This window comes from Pseudomonas sp. YL2, assembly GCF_023063025.1.
Taxonomy (GTDB): Bacteria; Pseudomonadota; Gammaproteobacteria; order Pseudomonadales; family Pseudomonadaceae; genus Aquipseudomonas; species Aquipseudomonas putida_A.
Window position 1 is genome coordinate 143,015 of sequence record NZ_JAJSLU010000012.1, and the last position, 15,688, is coordinate 158,702.

The 15,688-nt window shown below is 61.4% G+C and carries 14 protein-coding genes; 10 read left to right on the plus strand and 4 right to left on the minus strand.

Going from position 1 to position 15,688, the window contains the following annotated elements; translation table 11 throughout:
• Positions 1–81: 81 nt before the first annotated feature.
• Both cobF and LVD08_RS18155 read right to left on the minus strand, forming a co-directional pair.
• The gene (cobF, locus tag LVD08_RS18150) at positions 82–837 is read right to left on the minus strand and encodes a precorrin-6A synthase (deacetylating) (protein WP_247268845.1); all 756 of its coding nucleotides are present in this window, start codon (positions 835–837) and stop codon (positions 82–84) included.
• Positions 837–1,406 (minus strand): histidine phosphatase family protein, encoded by a 570-nt coding sequence (locus LVD08_RS18155; protein ID WP_247268846.1) that lies wholly within the window; start codon positions 1,404–1,406, stop codon positions 837–839. The genes cobF and LVD08_RS18155 overlap by 1 nt, the downstream gene beginning before the upstream one ends.
• 336 nt (positions 1,407–1,742) lie before the next feature.
• Here LVD08_RS18155 and LVD08_RS18160 point away from each other — a divergent pair, with 336 nt between their 5' ends.
• From LVD08_RS18160 to LVD08_RS18195, 8 genes are all read left to right on the plus strand, one after another.
• Complete coding sequence (locus tag LVD08_RS18160) at positions 1,743–2,597, plus strand: MurR/RpiR family transcriptional regulator (protein ID WP_027611641.1); 855 nt, start codon at positions 1,743–1,745, stop codon at positions 2,595–2,597.
• 2 nt (positions 2,598–2,599) lie between these two features.
• Positions 2,600–3,244: an isochorismatase family cysteine hydrolase gene (locus LVD08_RS18165; RefSeq protein ID WP_027611640.1), complete on the plus strand. Its 645-nt coding sequence runs from the start codon at positions 2,600–2,602 to the stop codon at positions 3,242–3,244.
• Positions 3,241–4,572 carry a glutamine synthetase gene (locus tag LVD08_RS18170; RefSeq protein WP_123588369.1) on the plus strand — a complete coding sequence of 444 codons (1,332 nt, stop codon included), beginning with the start codon at positions 3,241–3,243 and terminating at the stop codon, positions 4,570–4,572. Before LVD08_RS18165 ends, LVD08_RS18170 begins: the two co-directional genes overlap by 4 nt.
• Entirely contained in the window at positions 4,556–5,308 is a 753-nt protein-coding gene (locus tag LVD08_RS18175) for an N-formylglutamate amidohydrolase (RefSeq protein WP_223008372.1), read from the plus strand. The genes LVD08_RS18170 and LVD08_RS18175 overlap by 17 nt, the downstream gene beginning before the upstream one ends.
• An 88-nt stretch (positions 5,309–5,396) precedes the next feature.
• Positions 5,397–6,746, plus strand: coding sequence for an APC family permease (locus tag LVD08_RS18180; RefSeq protein ID WP_027611637.1), 1,350 nt, complete (start codon positions 5,397–5,399; stop codon positions 6,744–6,746).
• 119 nt (positions 6,747–6,865) lie between these two features.
• The gene (locus LVD08_RS18185) at positions 6,866–7,882 is read left to right on the plus strand and encodes an arginine N-succinyltransferase (protein WP_247268847.1); all 1,017 of its coding nucleotides are present in this window, start codon (positions 6,866–6,868) and stop codon (positions 7,880–7,882) included.
• A gap of 61 nt (positions 7,883–7,943) precedes the next feature.
• Complete coding sequence (gene astA / locus LVD08_RS18190) at positions 7,944–8,978, plus strand: arginine N-succinyltransferase (RefSeq protein WP_027611635.1); 1,035 nt, start codon at positions 7,944–7,946, stop codon at positions 8,976–8,978.
• A gap of 185 nt (positions 8,979–9,163) precedes the next feature.
• Positions 9,164–10,033: an isocitrate lyase/PEP mutase family protein gene (locus LVD08_RS18195; protein WP_007968750.1), complete on the plus strand. Its 870-nt coding sequence runs from the start codon at positions 9,164–9,166 to the stop codon at positions 10,031–10,033.
• A gap of 554 nt (positions 10,034–10,587) precedes the next feature.
• Here LVD08_RS18195 and LVD08_RS18200 read toward each other — a convergent pair.
• Positions 10,588–11,823, minus strand: a complete 1,236-nt coding sequence (locus LVD08_RS18200) for a M20/M25/M40 family metallo-hydrolase (protein WP_027611634.1) — start codon at positions 11,821–11,823, stop codon at positions 10,588–10,590.
• 126 nt (positions 11,824–11,949) lie between these two features.
• Entirely contained in the window at positions 11,950–13,023 is a 1,074-nt protein-coding gene (locus LVD08_RS18205; protein WP_096796510.1) for a diguanylate cyclase, read from the minus strand.
• A 190-nt stretch (positions 13,024–13,213) separates the two neighbouring features.
• On the opposite strand from LVD08_RS18205, the gene LVD08_RS18210 reads away from it, so the two are divergent.
• Both LVD08_RS18210 and LVD08_RS18215 read left to right on the plus strand, forming a co-directional pair.
• On the plus strand, positions 13,214–14,665 hold the full coding sequence (locus tag LVD08_RS18210; RefSeq protein ID WP_247268848.1) for a flavin-containing monooxygenase: 1,452 nt from the start codon (positions 13,214–13,216) through the stop codon (positions 14,663–14,665).
• 21 nt (positions 14,666–14,686) lie between these two features.
• Positions 14,687–15,613 carry an alpha/beta fold hydrolase gene (locus LVD08_RS18215; protein ID WP_247268849.1) on the plus strand — a complete coding sequence of 309 codons (927 nt, stop codon included), beginning with the start codon at positions 14,687–14,689 and terminating at the stop codon, positions 15,611–15,613.
• The last annotated feature ends 75 nt before the right edge of the window (positions 15,614–15,688 follow it).

The window sequence follows — 15,688 nt, forward strand, 5'->3', positions numbered from 1 at the left end:
CAGGCTCGCTCCCACATTTGAAATGGGTCCCCCTGTAGGAGCGAGCCTGCTCGCGAAGAGGCCAGCCCAGACAGACATAATCTAAGGCTTGCGCAACAGATAGGTATCCATGATCCACCCATGCTCGGCCCGCGCCGCTTTACGCGTGCGCTCGATTTGATCCGCAACATCCTTGAGCTTGCCGCTGATCAGAATCTCATCCGGCGTGCCGAGGTAAGCGCCCCAGTAAATCTCGGTCTGCTGATCCGCCACATGGTGGTAGGAATCTTCCGCATCGAGCATCACCACCAGGCTGTCCGTGTCACTCACCTGCCCCGCCGCCAGACGCCGGCCCGTGGTGATTTCGACTGACCGGCCAATGCTGTTCAACGGCACTTTATGCTGCGCCGCCAACGCTTGAACGCTGGTTATCCCGGGGATCACTTCAAACTCGAAAGCACAGCGGCCTGACACCAGAATCGCCTGCAGGATACGAACGGTGCTGTCGTACAGCGCCGGGTCGCCCCACACGAGAAATCCGCCGCACTGCTCGTCAGCCAATTCTTCATTGATCAGTTGTTCGAAGGTTTCTTGCTTGGCGCGATTCAAATCATCGACCGCGCGGGTGTAGTCCACGTCGCCGCGCGCGCGCTCGGGGCTGTGGGCTTCGACGAAGCGATACCCAGGGTCAGTGATGTAGCGCGCACAGATGTCGCGCCGCAGATCGATCAGTTTGTCCTTGCTCCGGCCTTTGTCCATCAGAAAGAACACGTCGACCTGATTCAGCGCCTTTACCGCCTGCATGGTGATGTAGTCGGGATTTCCGGCGCCGATGCCGATGACCAACAGTCGTTTCATCACAGTGCTCCCGCAAGATCGATACCCACCAAGCGTAGCCGCCAGATGCCGTTGAACCGCAGTTCAACCATGGACAACGGTTCAACATCAATGGCGTTGAACGCCGCGCCCTGTAACACCTGCATCAGTGCCGCACGCACCACAAACGGATGGGTGACGGCGACGATGTGCCCCGATACGCCTTGCAGACTGGTCAGCCATGCCGCCACGCGTTCGCTCAACTGCATTACCGACTCGCCACCATGCGGTGCCGCCTGCGGATCATTGATCCACGCCTGCAAGGCCTCGGCCTCGCGCACTTGCAGATCCTTGATCGCTTGCCCGTGCCAGCGCCCCAAATCGCAATCGCGCAGCGCTTCGTCCACTTGCGGCGCCGCACCGAACCACTCGGCAGTCTGGCGCGTACGCAATTCCGGCCCGCACAACAAACGACTGGCGCTGGCGAACTTCGCGGCCAACGCGCCGAGCGCCAATGGCGAATTTTCAACAGGCTCGTTCGTAGGAAAGCGCGACAATTTCTGTGCGACGGTTCGCGCGTGGCAAATCAAAGTCAAACGGGTGGACTGCACAGGATTTCACTCGATAAGCATCAGCTGAATCGGCGGCAAATCGCCGGTCTTGTGGCAATTGTGCCGTAACCCGGTCGCTTCAGGGGATCTCGTGAACCTCCAGCCCAGTACTCTGAAGTAGAAAAAGCGGCAATGTCTGACACGCCTGGAGGCAATGGACTACAAGAGGCACAGACTTAGGTGTAGCCCTTGTTACTCAGGGTTGTGAGCTTATTTAAACGTCGAATCGCCAACGCTAAAAATTCACTAGACATGTAACCTGAGTTACATAAATACTGTTTTAACGGATTGTGAAACGAATTCAACACCCCCCCCCTTCATCCAGCAGGAGCCCGGATGCCCCCTCTCAGAGACTTGATCACCGACCCCGGCCTGGAACTGACGCCGTCGGAGCGCAAAGTGATTCGCGCCCTGCTCGACCAGTATCCACGCAACGGCCTGGGTCCGATGGCGCGTCTGGCCGAACACGCCGGCGTCAGCGATCCGACCATCGTGCGGCTGGTGAAGAAGCTCGGATTTGGCGGTTATGCCGAATTTCAGGACGCGCTGCTCAGCGACATGGACCACCGCCTGCGTTCGCCGCGCACCCTGTTGCAGCCGCGTTCGCACCTGAACAAGGATGATGCCTGGGGCCATTATCTGGCCGACAGCCAACGCCTGCTGGTGGAAACCCAGGTTCTGACGCAACCCGAAGACGTGCGCATTCTGCTCGACTGGCTGCTCGATACCCGGCACCAGATCTACTGCTTCGGCGGGCGCTTCAGCAGCCTGATGGCCAACTACCTGCTCAACCACTTGCGCCTGCTGCGACCCGGCTGCTTTGCGCTGGAAGACAACGCGCAACTGCCCGACCGCCTGTTCGATCTGCAACGCCAGGACGTGGTGCTGCTGTTCGACTATCGGCGCTACCAGTCCCAAGCCCTGCGGGTGGCCTCGGCGGCGAAGAACAACAACGCGCGGGTGGTGCTGTTCACCGACATCTATGCCTCGCCGCTGCGTGAACTGGCTGACCTGATCATCAGTGCTCCGGTGGAATCGGCCTCGCCGTTCGACACCATGGTGCCGGCGCTGGCTCAGGTCGAGGCGCTGATTGCCTGCCTGACCCTGCGCAGCCCCGATCTGGCCGATCGCCTGGAAGGCATCGACGCCCTGCGCAACGACTTCAACACCCATCTGCTGGAGGATAAATAAGGATGTTCAGTCTTCCCCACCGCTCGCCGCGGGATTTGCCGTTCGTCACCGGTCACACCGCTCTGTTGCTGGTGGACATGCAGCGTGCCTGGCTCGAACCGCAGTTCGACCCGCATCTGAACGGCCCGGACGCCGAGTATTTCCTGACCCGCGCGCACATGCAGGTGGTGCCCAACCAGCGCCGCTTGCTCAGTGCCTTTCGCGAAGCGCGGCAGAATGTGCTACACACGATTATCGAAAGCTTGACCGCCGACGGTCGCGACCGCTCGCTGGATCACAAACTGTCCGACATGCACTTGCCCAAGGGCAGCACCCAGGCGCGGATCATCGACGACCTGACCCCGGTGGAAAACGAAATCGTGTTGCCGAAAACCTCGTCCGGGGTGTTCAACTCGACCAACATCGATTACGTCCTGCGTAACCTCGAAACCCGCCACCTGATCATTGCCGGCATCGTCACCGACCAGTGCGTCGACATGGCCGTGCGCGATGCCGCCGACCGTGGCTATCTGGTGACGCTGGTCGAAGACGCCTGCGCCACCTACACCCCGGCGCGGCATGACGCCTGCCTGAACGCGATCAAGGGTTACTGCTGGATCACTGACACACAAACCGTGCTCGGCCGCTTGCAGGAGATGCGTCCATGAGCGAGCGCCTGACGCCGTTGCCGATGACCACCATCGTCACCACCGACCTGATCGGCATCACCCGTGGCCGCTCGTTTCCCACCGATCAGTTGGAACATTATCAAGCGGCCGGGTGCGGCTGGGTGCCAGCCAACAGCGCACTGACGCCTCAGGACATCATCGCCTCGACCAACCCATGGGGCGCCTATGGTGATTTGCGGCTGATTCCCGATCTGGCCAGTCGCGTGACGGTCGGTAATGGCCCGGACGCCGCAGCGCCGGCGCTGGACTTTATCCACGGCGACATCCGCGAGACCGATGGCCGGCCGTGGAGCGCTTGCCCGCGCACGTTGTTGCGCGATGAAATCGAGCGCTATCGCGACGACCTCGGTTTGCAGGTCAACGCAGCGTTCGAACACGAATTCAACCTGCATGCCGGCTTCGCCGAGCATCTAGCGTTTTCCCTCGAAGCCCAGCGTCAGGGGGCCGAGTTCGGCGGCTGGCTGCTCAGCGCGCTGCGCGCCGGCGGTGTCGAGCCGGAAATGTTCCTGCCCGAATACGGCAAGCACCAATACGAAATCACCTGCCGGCCGACCCTCGGCGTGGCGGCGGCGGATCGTGCGGTGAACGTGCGCGAGATCACCCGCGAAATCGCCCGACAAATGGGCGTCGACGTCAGTTTCGCGCCGAAAACCAAGGCTGACGCGGTGTGCAACGGCGTGCACCTGCACGTCAGCCTGCTCGACCTGCAAGGTCTGCCGCTGCTCTACGACGCCGGCACCAGCAACGGTCTGTCGACCCTCGGCCAGCATTGGGCTGCGGGGATCCTGCATTACTTGCCGGCGCTGTGTGCGTTTACCGCGCCGACGCCGGTGTCGTACGAGCGTTTGCAGCCGCACCACTGGAGCGCGTCCTATGCGTGTCTGGGGCAGCAGAACCGTGAAGCGGCGCTGCGCATTTGTCCGACCGTGAGCCTGGGCGGCAAATCCGTGGCGGCGCAGTACAACCTGGAATTCCGCGCGATGGACGCCACCGCCTCGCCGCATCTGGCGATGGCCGCACTGCTGATTGCCGGACGGCTGGGCATCGAACAGCGTCTGGCGCTGAACGCGATCACCGATGAAATTCCCGATTCACTCAACGACGAGCAACGCAAGGCCCGGGGCATCGTCGCCCTGCCCGCCTCGCTGGCCCAGGCGCTGGATTGCCTGCGTGACAGTGCAGCCTTCAATCAATGGCTGCCCAAGCCGTTGCTCGACACGTACCACGCCCTTAAAACCGAGGAACTGGCGCTGACGGAACAGCTCTCGCCCGCTGACCTGTGTGAGCACTATGCACGCCTGTACTGAATCCGCCGAGCTGGGGTTGTACACCCGCCCGGTCTACAACCTGAGCCGCGAAGATTCATCACATCCGTTGATCCTGGTGTGCGAGCACGCCAGCCGCTACATCCCCGAGGCCCTGAACAATCTGGGCCTGGACGATGCAGCCGCGCGCGAGCACATCGCCTGGGACATCGGCGCATTGCAACTGGCCGAAAAGCTCTCGGAGACACTCGGGGCAACGCTGTTGAGCGCCAACTATTCACGGCTGCTGATCGACCTCAATCGGCCCCGGCATGCGCCCGACAGCATTCCGGCGCAGAGCGAGATTTATCAGGTGCCGGGTAACCGCGAGCTGGACGAAGCCACGCGCGAATACCGGCGCCAAACGCTGTTCAAACCGTTTCACGCCCGGCTGCAGACCCTGATCGACCAGCGCGTTGCACAAGGCCAGGCGGTGCGGGTAGTGGGGATTCACAGTTTTACCCCGGTGTATTACGGCCAGCCGCGCCCGCTGGAAGTCGGCGTGCTGTTCGGTCAGGCCGGCGCCTATGCGCAACGGGTGATTGATGGCCTCGGCCAGCACCCGCTGAACGTCGCGGGCAACCAGCCGTACCGGGTTGATCCGCTGGGCGACATGACCGTGCCGGTGCATGGCGATGCCCGGGGGCTGGAATCGGTGTTGATCGAGGTGCGCAACGATCTGCTGCGCACCCCAGAGGCGGTATCGCTGTGGGCCGAGCGCCTGGCGCCACTGCTGTAACCAATCCGCTAGAGACTGCTGACGCTGTAAACGATGGACCGATATAACAACTAAAAACGCTGGATAGGCTGACAAGGAGTTGCGCTTCATGGAAATAGAAGAGTTCGGCTACAAACAGGAGTTGAAACGTAGCCTGACACTGACCGACCTGGTGGTGTACGGGATGATCTTCATGATCCCCATCGCCCCCTTCGGCGTGTATGGCTACGTGAATGCCGAGGCGCCCGGGATGGTGCCGCTGGCCTACATCATCGGCATGGTCGCGATGCTGTTTACCGCGCTGAGCTACGGCAGCATGGCCAAGGCGTTTCCGGTCGCCGGTTCGGTGTATTCCTACGCGCAACGCGGCCTCAATCAACACGTCGGTTTCATCGCCGGCTGGCTGATGCTGCTCGACTATCTGCTGATTCCACCGCTGCTGTACGTCTACGCGGCGATGGCCCTGAACCATCTGTACCCGGACATTCCGAAGGTCGGCTTCATTCTGGCGTTTCTGGTCAGCGCGACGTTCGTCAACCTGCGCGGCATCACCTTCACCGCACGGATGAACATCATCTTCCTGCTGGCGCAGCTGGTGGTACTGGGAATCTTCCTGTTCTACGCCTGGAACGCCCTGCACAACGGCGGCGGCAACGGCGAGCTGACCCTGGCGCCGCTGTATCACCCGGAAACGTTCAATTTCGCCCTGCTGATGCAAGCGGTGTCGATTGCCGTGCTGTCATTCCTCGGCTTCGATGCGATCTCGACCCTCGCCGAAGAAATCAAGGGCGATCCGGGCCGCAGCGTCGGCCGCGCAGCGCTGATCACTCTGGTGGTGATGGGCGTGATTTTCGTCGTACAGACCTGGATCGCCACCGATCTGGCTGCTGGCATGGGTTTCAAGTCCGCCGACACCGCATTCTATGAAATCGCCGAAATCGCCGCTGGCAGCTGGCTGGCCACCCTGACCGGTGTCGCCACGGCGCTGGCCTGGGGCGTCGCGGTGGCGATCACCTCGCAAGCGGCAGTGTCGCGCCTGCTGTTCGGCATGGCCCGCGATGGCAAGTTGCCGAAAGTGCTGGCCAAGGTGCACCCGAAGCACAACACCCCGTACCTGAGCATTTATCTGGTGGCGGTGCTGTCGCTGGTGATCTGCTACCTGTTCATCAATTCGGTCGACACCCTGACTTCGCTGGTCAACTTCGGTGCACTCAGCGGTTTCATGCTGCTGCACCTGACAGTGATCAACTACTACTGGCGTCGGCAGAAGTCCGGTCAGGTCGTACGCCATCTGATCTGCCCGGTGATCGGCTTCATCATCGTCGCCGCCATCATGTACAACATGGGCGTCGATGCGCAGAAACTCGGGCTGATCTGGATTGCGCTGGGTCTGGTGTACCTGTTCTTCCTGAACAAGCTCGGCGCCAGCACAGCGCTGCCTGACCCGAGCAATGGCTGACAAGAAAAAGAGCGGCGTCTGACATCAAATCAGGCGACCGCCGCTTTAAAGCGTGGCAACCGACAGTGATAGTCAGGTTCGGTGGGGATCACCGGACCCTTTGATACAGGAGTGCATCCATGCTGGTCTTACGCCCAGTCGAGACAACCGACCTGACGCAATTGCAGCAGCTGGCCCGCGACAGCCTGGTCGGCGTCACGTCGCTGCCTGACGACAGCGAACGCCTGCGCGAAAAAATCGCCGGCTCCTGTGCCTCGTTCGACAACGACATTCAGGCGCAAGGCCCGGAGAACTACTTCTTCGTGCTGGAAGACCTCGACACTCAACGGCTGGTCGGTTGCTCGGAGATCCTCGCCACGGCCGGTTTCAACGAACCGTTCTACAGCTTGCGCAATCGCCACTTCACCAGTGCTTCGCGGGAACTGAACATCGAGCACGGGGTGCCGGCGTTGTCACTGTGTCACGACCTCAGCGGACACACGCTATTGCGCGGGTTTCACATCGACAACGCACTGGTGCGCAGCGCCTTTTCCGAATTGCTGTCGCGGGCACGGCTGCTGTTCATCGCCGCTCACGCACAACGCTTTGCCGATGCGGTGATCACCGAGATCGTCGGCTATAGCGATGAGAACGGTCATTCGCCGTTCTGGGACGCACTGGGCAAACACTTCTTCGACCTGCCCTACGTCGAGGCCGAGCGCCTGTGCGGCCTGCAAAGCCGCACGTTTCTCGCCGAACTGATGCCGCAATACCCGATTTACGTACCGATGCTGCCCCCGGCAGCACAGGAATGCATCGGCCGGATTCACCCGGACGGCCAGGAAGCCTTCGACATCCTCGAACGCGAAGGCTTTGAAACCAACAGCTACATCGACCTGTTCGACGCCGGTCCGACCCTGTATGCGCGCACCGCAAACATCCGTTCGATCGCCCACAGCCAGACCGCCACCGTGCGCCAGCAAGCGCCGATCGACACGCGTGGCCGTTATCTGTTGAGCAACGACGCGCTGCACGGTTTCCGGGCCATCGTCGCCGAACTGGATTACCAGCCCGATCAACCGCTGTCGCTGACGCCGGCCCTGTGCGCGGCGCTGAAGGTCACCGATGGCAGCACGATCAGGCTGACCGCCCTGTGAACCGCGCCCGGTTGCATACCCAACGACAGTGCCCGAACCGGCGCGTACAAGGAGTTACCGCATGATCGTCCGTCCGGTCAAAGTCAGCGACCTGCCAGCACTGATGACCCTGGTGCAACAGGCTGGCCCGGGGTTCACCACCCTCCCGGCCAATGAGGATCGCCTCGCCCACCGGGTGCGTTGGGCCCAGCGCGCGTTTTCCGGACAAGTGGAACGGGCCGACGCCGATTATCTGTTCGTGCTTGAAGATGACGACCTGCGGGTGGTCGGCGTCAGCGCCCTGACCGGCGCGGTAGGCCTGCGCGAGCCGTGGTACAACTACCGAGTCGGCCTGACCGTGAGTTCGGCACCGGATCTGGGCATTTCGCGGCAGATCCCCACACTGTTTCTCAATAACGAGCTGACCGGCCAGTCGGAACTGTGTTCGCTGTTCCTTCAGCATGAGCAACGCCATGGCAACAATGGCCGGCTGCTGTCGCTCGGGCGGCTCCTGTTCGTAGCCGAGTTTCCGCAACTGTTTGGCGAGAAGATGATCGCCGAACTGCGCGGCAGTGCCGATGAACTCGGCTGCTCGCCGTTCTGGGACAGTCTGGGCCGGCATTTCTTCCAGATGGACTTCAGCCATGCTGACCACTTATCGGGTCTGGGCAACAAGTCGTTCATCGCCGAACTGATGCCGCGCCAGCCGTTGTACACCTGCATGCTCACCGAACAGGCACAGGCGGCCATCGGCCAGGCGCATCCCAATACCGAGCCCGCGCTGAAGATCCTGCGCGAAGAAGGATTTGTGCATAAGGGCTACATCGACATCTTCGACGGTGGCCCGGTGATCGAAGCACCGATCGGCAACATTCGTACCGTGCGCGACAGCCTGGCGCTGACCCTGAGTCTCGGCACGCCGGACGATCAGGCACCGTTGTGGCTGATCCACAACCGGCGCCTGGAGAACTGCCGCATCACCGTGGCCCCCGGTCGTCTGGTCGGCAATACCCTGGTGGTCGACCGCCTCACCGCCAAGCGCCTGCAACTGCAACCGGGCAATTCGGTGCGCGCCGTGCTGCTGCCCAGGCAACAGCAACAGGCGGTAGCGGCCTGATCTGCGGTTTAGCCAGTGAAAATCCGCTGACTGCCGATGAAACCTTTCAGCCGCTGGATCCTTCATCAACGCCTCACTCGCAAATTCGTCATGAACCTTGACCCATTCGCGTGATAGCCTTTTCATTCTTCGGCGTTGACACCTTTGCTCAAGCCGTTCCATTCCTTTGTATTGGTGGAACTCGTATGACCAGGCTTTCCCATCAAGATTTGCGCCGTAACTTCCGTCAATTGCTGGCTTCCGACACCTGCTACCACACCGCCTCGGTGTTCGACCCGATGTCCGCGCGCATTGCCGCAGACCTGGGTTTTGAAGTGGGGATCCTCGGCGGCTCCGTGGCCTCGTTGCAGGTGCTGGGCGCCCCCGACTTTGCCCTGATCACCCTCAGCGAGTTCGCCGAACAGGCCACCCGCATCGGTCGCGTCGCCCAACTGCCAGTGATCGCCGACGCCGACCACGGTTACGGCAACGCCCTCAACGTGATGCGCACCATCGTCGAACTGGAACGCGCCGGCGTCGCCGCCCTGACCATCGAAGACACCCTGCTGCCGGCGCAATTCGGCCGTAAGTCCACCGACCTGATCTCGGTCGCCGAAGGCGTCGGCAAGATCCGCGCGGCGCTGGAAGCCCGGGTTGATTCGGAAATGGCAATCATCGCCCGCACCAATGCCGGGATTCTGCCGAATCAGGAAATCATCAGCCGCACCAAGCAGTATCAGGCCGCTGGTGCCGACGGCATCTGCATGGTCGGGGTGCAGGACTTCGATCAGCTCGAGCAAATCGCCGAACACCTGACGGTCCCGCTGATGCTGGTGACCTACGGCAACCCGGCGCTGCGCGACGACAAGCGCCTGGCCGAACTCGGGGTGCGCGTGACCATCGACGGCCACGGCGCCTACTTCGCCGCGATCAAGGCGACCTACGACAGCCTGCGCGAACAACGCCAGATCTTCACCCAGGCCTCGGACCTGAGCGCCACCGAGCTGACGCACACCTATACCCAGCCTGAGGATTACATTCTGTGGGCGAAGGAATACATGAGCGTCAAGGAATAAGCTTCCGTCAGGTCTGGCCCCTTCGCGAGCAAGCCCGCTCCCACAATGGATCTTTCAGTGAACACAGCATGGGTGTTGAACACAGATCCCATGTAGGAGTGAGCCTGCTCGCGATGACGTCGGCACATTCAACACCCCTCTAGCCTGACCCGCCGCCTTCGCGAGCAAGCCCGCTCCCACAGTGGATCTTTCAGTGAACACCGCTTTGGTGTTGAACACAGATCCCATGTAGGAGTGAGCCTGCTCGCGATGACGTCGGCACATTCAACACCCATTTAGCCTGACCCCCCGCCTTCGCGAGCAAGCCCGCTCCCACAGTGGATCTTCAGTGAACACAGCATTGGTGTTGAACACAGATCCCATGTAGGAGTGAGCCTGCTCGCGATGACGTCGGCACATTCAACACCCATTTAGCCTGACCCGCCGCCTTCGCGAGCAAGCCCGCTCCCACAGTGGATCTTCAGTGAACACAGCATCGGTGTTCGGCACAGATCCATTGTGGGAGCGAGCTTGCTCGCGAAGGCGTCAGTTGCAGCACCGCCAATCCGAGGGAGTCAGCGCTTGGCCAACTCCATGATCATCCGCGACAACAGATAGATCCGCGGCGCCACGCTCGCCACTTCGGCGTACTCCTCCGGCGTGTGGATATTGCCGCCGACAATCCCGAAACCGTCCAGCGTCGGCGTACCCACCCCGGCGGACAGGCTGGCATCCGCCGCGCCACCACTACCCTCCTCGGTCAGCTTGCGGCCGATCTCGCCGTAAATCCCTTGCGCCATGGCCATCAAGCGATCCGACTCCGCCGTCTGCGGCATCGGTGGCAGTCCGCGTTTGAGGCTGGTGGTGACTTCGGTTTCAGCGATCAGCTTGTCCTGCGACACTCGCGCCAGGTCTTTCTCGATCCGGTCGAACTCTTCCGGCACCGCCGCACGCACGTCAGCCTTGGCGGTGGCGTGATCCGGGATCACGTTGGTGCGATCACCGGCCTGGAGCACGGTGAAGTTGATGGTGGTTTTCTTCGCTTCGTCGCCGAGTTTGCCCAGTTGCAGAATCTGGTGCGCCGCTTCCATCGCCGCGTTCCGCCCCAGTTCCGGCGCGACCCCGGCATGCGCCGCCTTACCCTTGACCTCGACCAGCGCCGTCGCGCTGCCTTTGCGCCACACCACTAGACCATCGGCCGGACGCCCCGGTTCGAGGTTGAGGGTCACGTCATGAGCCTTGGCGGTTTTCTTGATCAGGTCGGTGGCGACGTCGGAGCCGGTTTCCTCGCTGGCGTCGAGCAGGAAGGTGATTTGCGCATAGTCCTTGAAGTCGAGGTTCTTCAGAATTTTCAGCGCGTAGATCCCGGCGACGATGCCGCCCTTGTCGTCCATCACCCCGGGCCCGTAGGCGCGGCCGTCCTTGATGTGGAACGGACGCTCGGCCGCGGAGCCTTCCTTGAACACCGTGTCCATGTGCGCCATCAAAAGGATTTTTGCCTTGCCGGTGCCTTTGAAGGTGGCCAGCACATGATTGGATTTTTCCGGGGTATTGGGCACCAGTTCGATGGTGGCGCCGAGCTTCTTCAGCTCATCGATGGCGATCTCGCTGACTTGTTTCAGGCCCGGTTCATAACCGGAACCGGAGTCGATGTTGACCAGCCGTTCCAGCAGTTTCAGGGCTTCGGGCTGATACTGCTCGGCATCCGCCAGCACTTGCTTGTGCGGTTCGGCGAAGGCGCTGGCGGAGCTGAGGACGAGGGACAGGCCGAGGCTGGCGGCCAGCAACGAGCGGGAAAATGAGAACGTCATGAATCGATCCTTGTTTCGCGTCGGGGGGGATTGAACCGTACCTGACATCGGCGCAAGGCTCTACACCGGATGCGACATCTCTGCGGCCAACACCGAACACCTGTAGGAGGAAATTGTGCTGGGCATTCAGACCGAATCGAGCAGTTCCTGCTTCGGCAGATCATCACTGTTGCAGATCACCCGATTGCGCCCGCTCGCCTTGGCCTCGTACAGCGCCTGATCCGCATCATTGAGCCAACGGGTCGCGTCGCCGTGTGCCGGTTCGTAAGCCGCCAGACCAATGCTCAGACTGACCTTGAGCGCCGGGTTCTGCTCGTAACCCAGGGTGGCGAAACGCTCGCGCAAGGCTTCCATGGCCTGCGCGGCATTGAACAGCGGCAGGTCAGGCAGGATCACGCAAAACTCGTCGCCGCCATACCGCCCGGCGACGTCCGCAGCGCGCAGGTTCTGCTTGAGCATTTTGCTCAACTGGCGCAGCACGATGTCACCCGCCACATGCCCGTAGGTGTCGTTGATCGCCTTGAAGTGATCGATGTCGATCAACGCGATCGCTGCGCCCTGCTGCTGCCGGCGGCAACGTTGAAAGGCGATTTCCAGTTGATCCTTCCACGCGCCGTGATTGAGCAGTCCGGTGAGGCTGTCGGTGCGACTCAGGGCCAGTAGCTCACGCTTGTGCAGGCCCAGCGTGTAGGCTTGGCGAAAGCAGATCCAACCCAGTGCCAGCGGGTACAGCATCAGCAACGGCAGGCAGGCATAAAGCTGCAGAGGCGAAGTTTGCGGGATGAACGCCGGGGCGAAAACCACCAGGCCGACGCCGATACCGAGGATCTGCGCCGCCAGGCCTGCGGCGAGAAAACGTAATCCGCCGATGGCGACGTTATTCATCGCCATCATCGAAATGGTGGTGGCACTGGGCAGCGGATTGAACTGCATGGCGGCGACCCAGAAGCCGCCCATAAAGGCATCAACCAACAGATTGCGGTGTTCCGCATGGTAAGGAACGCTGGCACGACGGGCCCATTGAAACGCCAGGTGCGGCCAGAGCAGGCCATTGAACAGCATCAACGCCCAGACCCACAGCGGCGGGTCTAGCGGGTACATCGCCGCGCTCACGCACAACAGCCCCAGCACCAGCCCGAGGGTTCGCGATGTATAAAGCCTCCTGGCCAATGAAAGTCCCTTTCCCCCCTTGTTTCGCATAAGGGCCTCGACCACTCAACGGAACCTGCGAACACCGTCAGACGGATGTGCTGGAAGTCTAACAGGCAGCCGTTAAATAGCCATCACCGGCCAGCCGCTGAATACCGCGCCATCGCCGTCGCGCACAGGGCAAATTTTTAGCTATACCTGAAAGGACGAAAACGGAAAAACGACTATAAGAAGGAGGCCCATGCAGACCTACCGAGTGTTGATCATCGGCAGCGGATTTGGCGGCCAATGCGCGGCGGTCAACTTGCTCAAGGCCGGAATCGACGATTTTCGCTTGCTGGAAAGAAGGGACTTTTTCGGCGGCACCTGGTGCCAGAACACCTACCCCGGCGCGGCGGTGGATGTGCCGTCGCCGCTGTACTCGCTGTCCTTCGCGCCGTACCGCTGGACGCAGATGTTCGCCGCCCAGGCTGAACTGCACCAATACACCGAACATGTCATCGAGCGCTTCGGCCTGCGCGAGCGCGTGGCGCTGCAAACCAATGTCGAACGCATCGAATGGGACGATGCCGAACAGCGCTGGGCGTTGCATACCAGCAAGGGGATTTTTTACGCGCAGTTCGTGATCAACGCCTCAGGGCCGTTGAGCCAACCGGTGATCCCGCCCTTCCCCGGCCAGGATCGCTTTGAAGGCAAGACTTTTCATACCAACAATTGGGATCACAGCTACGACTACCGCGGTAAACGCGTGGCCATCGTCGGCAGCGGCGCCAGTGCCGCCCAGGTGATTCCGGCGATTGCCGCCGAAGTCGAGCAATTGCACGTGTTCCAGCGCACGCCACATTGGGTGCTGCCGCGCGCCGATCGCAGGTTCGGGCCTTTCCAGCGCTGGTTGCTGGGGGTGAAACCGGCCTACAAGCTGCTGCGCTGGTTGCTCTACTGGCAATTCGAAACCCGGGTCATCGCCTTCAAATATTCGAAACCGGCGATTCACCTGGTCCAGCGTCAGGCGCTGCGTTTTCTCAAGCAACAGGTGCCGGACCCGGTATTGCGCGCAAAACTCACCCCGGACTTCACCATCGGCTGCAAGCGCATTCTGCTGTCCAGCACCTATTACCCGGCGCTGACCCGGCCCAATGTCACGTTGCACAGCCGCGAACAAGGCATCGCCGCGCTCGATGAAACCGGGATCACCACCACGGACGGCCAGCACATCGATGTCGATCTGATTATCTGGTCGACCGGCTACGACGCCACCGACGGCGTGGTCTCTTACCCGGTCACCGGCAAGCACGGCGTGCAACTCAAGGACGTCTGGGCGCAGTACCCGCGCGCCTACCTGGGCACCAGCCTGCCGGACTTTCCCAACCTGTTTATCGTCACCGGGCCCAACACCGGCATCGGGCATACCTCGGCGCTGTTCATCATCGAAGCGCAGATGAACTACATCCTCGACTGCATCCACACGCTGCAGTCAAAAGGCCTGCGCAGCATCGAAGTGCGCCCCGCAGCGGAACGTACCTACACTGCAATGATCCACCGTGAGATGGAACGCACGGTGTGGAAGTCCGGCGGCTGTCACAGTTGGTATCAGAGCAAGAGCGGTCATGTGATCGCGATATTTCCGGGCTTCAGTTTCAGCTACTACCGGTTGACCCGGACGCTGAAACCGGCTGACCACATTCTGTCCTGAACACGTAAAAGGAAGACGTCGATGCTTGTGCTGTTTGTCGCTCTCGCGGTTTTCGTGGCCTGGAGCTGGTTGAGTTACCCGGCGGTCGGGCATTGGTTGTACGACCTCAGCACGGCGCTCGAGGCCAAGTTGTACAAGTTGCACAAAATCGAGGTGCCGATTGCCGAAATGACCGTCTCGACCTGGCAGGGTGGTCCCTATGAAGCAGCCAGCGCGATCCTGATGCTGCACGGCTACAGCGCCGAGAAGAATCTGTGGCTGCGCTTCGCCAGGCATTTTGTCCGCCAGTACCGGGTGATCATTCCGGACATCGCCGGTCATGGGGAAACCGGGTTCAAGGCCGGTGGCGGCTACGACATTGCGCTGCAGGCCAAGCGCATGATCCAGCTGCTGGACGTGTGCGGCGTGGAGAAAGTCCACGTGATCGGCAACTCGATGGGTGGCTACATCGCGGCATGGCTGGCAGCAACTTACCCGGAGCGGATCGCCTCGGTGGCGCTGATCGACCCGGCCGGTGTCACTGCACCGCAGGCCAGCGACATGGAGCGCCACCTCGCCCGTGGGCATAACCCGTTCCTGATCAATTCCCGGGAAGAGTTCCGCCAGTTTTACGCGATGACCATGGCCTCGCCACCGTGGGTGCCCGGGCTGGTACTGGACGCCATCGCCCAGCGATACCAACGCCAGCGTGATGAACTGGAAGAGATCTTCCGCGACTTTCGCGCCAGCCCGCCGATGGAGCCGAAACTGGCCGATATCAAATGCCCGGCGCTGCTGTTGTGGGGGCGCAAGGACCGCTTGATCGACGTCAGCAGCGTGCCGGTCTGGAGCAAGGGTATGGCCAATCTGCGGGTCGAAGTGTGGGATGGCGTCGGGCACATGCCGATGGTCGAACAACCGGGGAATACCGCGCGGTTGTATCGGGAGTTTCTGGGCAATCAGCGATGAGTCCCACAACTATTTTTGTAGTGAGGGGATTTATTGTGGTGAGGGGATTTATCCCCGATGGGTTGCGCAGCAGCC

Excerpts from the sequence above, each read along its gene's own strand:
- cobF (WP_247268845.1), bottom strand. The coding sequence starts at position 837 with ATGAAACGACTGTTGGTCATCGGCATCGGCGCCGGAAATCCCGACTAC.
- LVD08_RS18160 (WP_027611641.1), top strand. The coding sequence starts at position 1,743 with ATGCCCCCTCTCAGAGACTTGATCACCGACCCCGGCCTGGAACTGACG.
- LVD08_RS18165 (WP_027611640.1), top strand. The coding sequence starts at position 2,600 with ATGTTCAGTCTTCCCCACCGCTCGCCGCGGGATTTGCCGTTCGTCACC.
- LVD08_RS18170 (WP_123588369.1), top strand. The coding sequence starts at position 3,241 with ATGAGCGAGCGCCTGACGCCGTTGCCGATGACCACCATCGTCACCACC.
- LVD08_RS18175 (WP_223008372.1), top strand. The coding sequence starts at position 4,556 with ATGCACGCCTGTACTGAATCCGCCGAGCTGGGGTTGTACACCCGCCCG.
- LVD08_RS18180 (WP_027611637.1), top strand. The coding sequence starts at position 5,397 with ATGGAAATAGAAGAGTTCGGCTACAAACAGGAGTTGAAACGTAGCCTG.
- LVD08_RS18185 (WP_247268847.1), top strand. The coding sequence starts at position 6,866 with ATGCTGGTCTTACGCCCAGTCGAGACAACCGACCTGACGCAATTGCAG.
- astA (WP_027611635.1), top strand. The coding sequence starts at position 7,944 with ATGATCGTCCGTCCGGTCAAAGTCAGCGACCTGCCAGCACTGATGACC.
- LVD08_RS18195 (WP_007968750.1), top strand. The coding sequence starts at position 9,164 with ATGACCAGGCTTTCCCATCAAGATTTGCGCCGTAACTTCCGTCAATTG.
- LVD08_RS18200 (WP_027611634.1), bottom strand. The coding sequence starts at position 11,823 with ATGACGTTCTCATTTTCCCGCTCGTTGCTGGCCGCCAGCCTCGGCCTG.
- LVD08_RS18205 (WP_096796510.1), bottom strand. The coding sequence starts at position 13,023 with ATGCGAAACAAGGGGGGAAAGGGACTTTCATTGGCCAGGAGGCTTTAT.
- LVD08_RS18210 (WP_247268848.1), top strand. The coding sequence starts at position 13,214 with ATGCAGACCTACCGAGTGTTGATCATCGGCAGCGGATTTGGCGGCCAA.
- LVD08_RS18215 (WP_247268849.1), top strand. The coding sequence starts at position 14,687 with ATGCTTGTGCTGTTTGTCGCTCTCGCGGTTTTCGTGGCCTGGAGCTGG.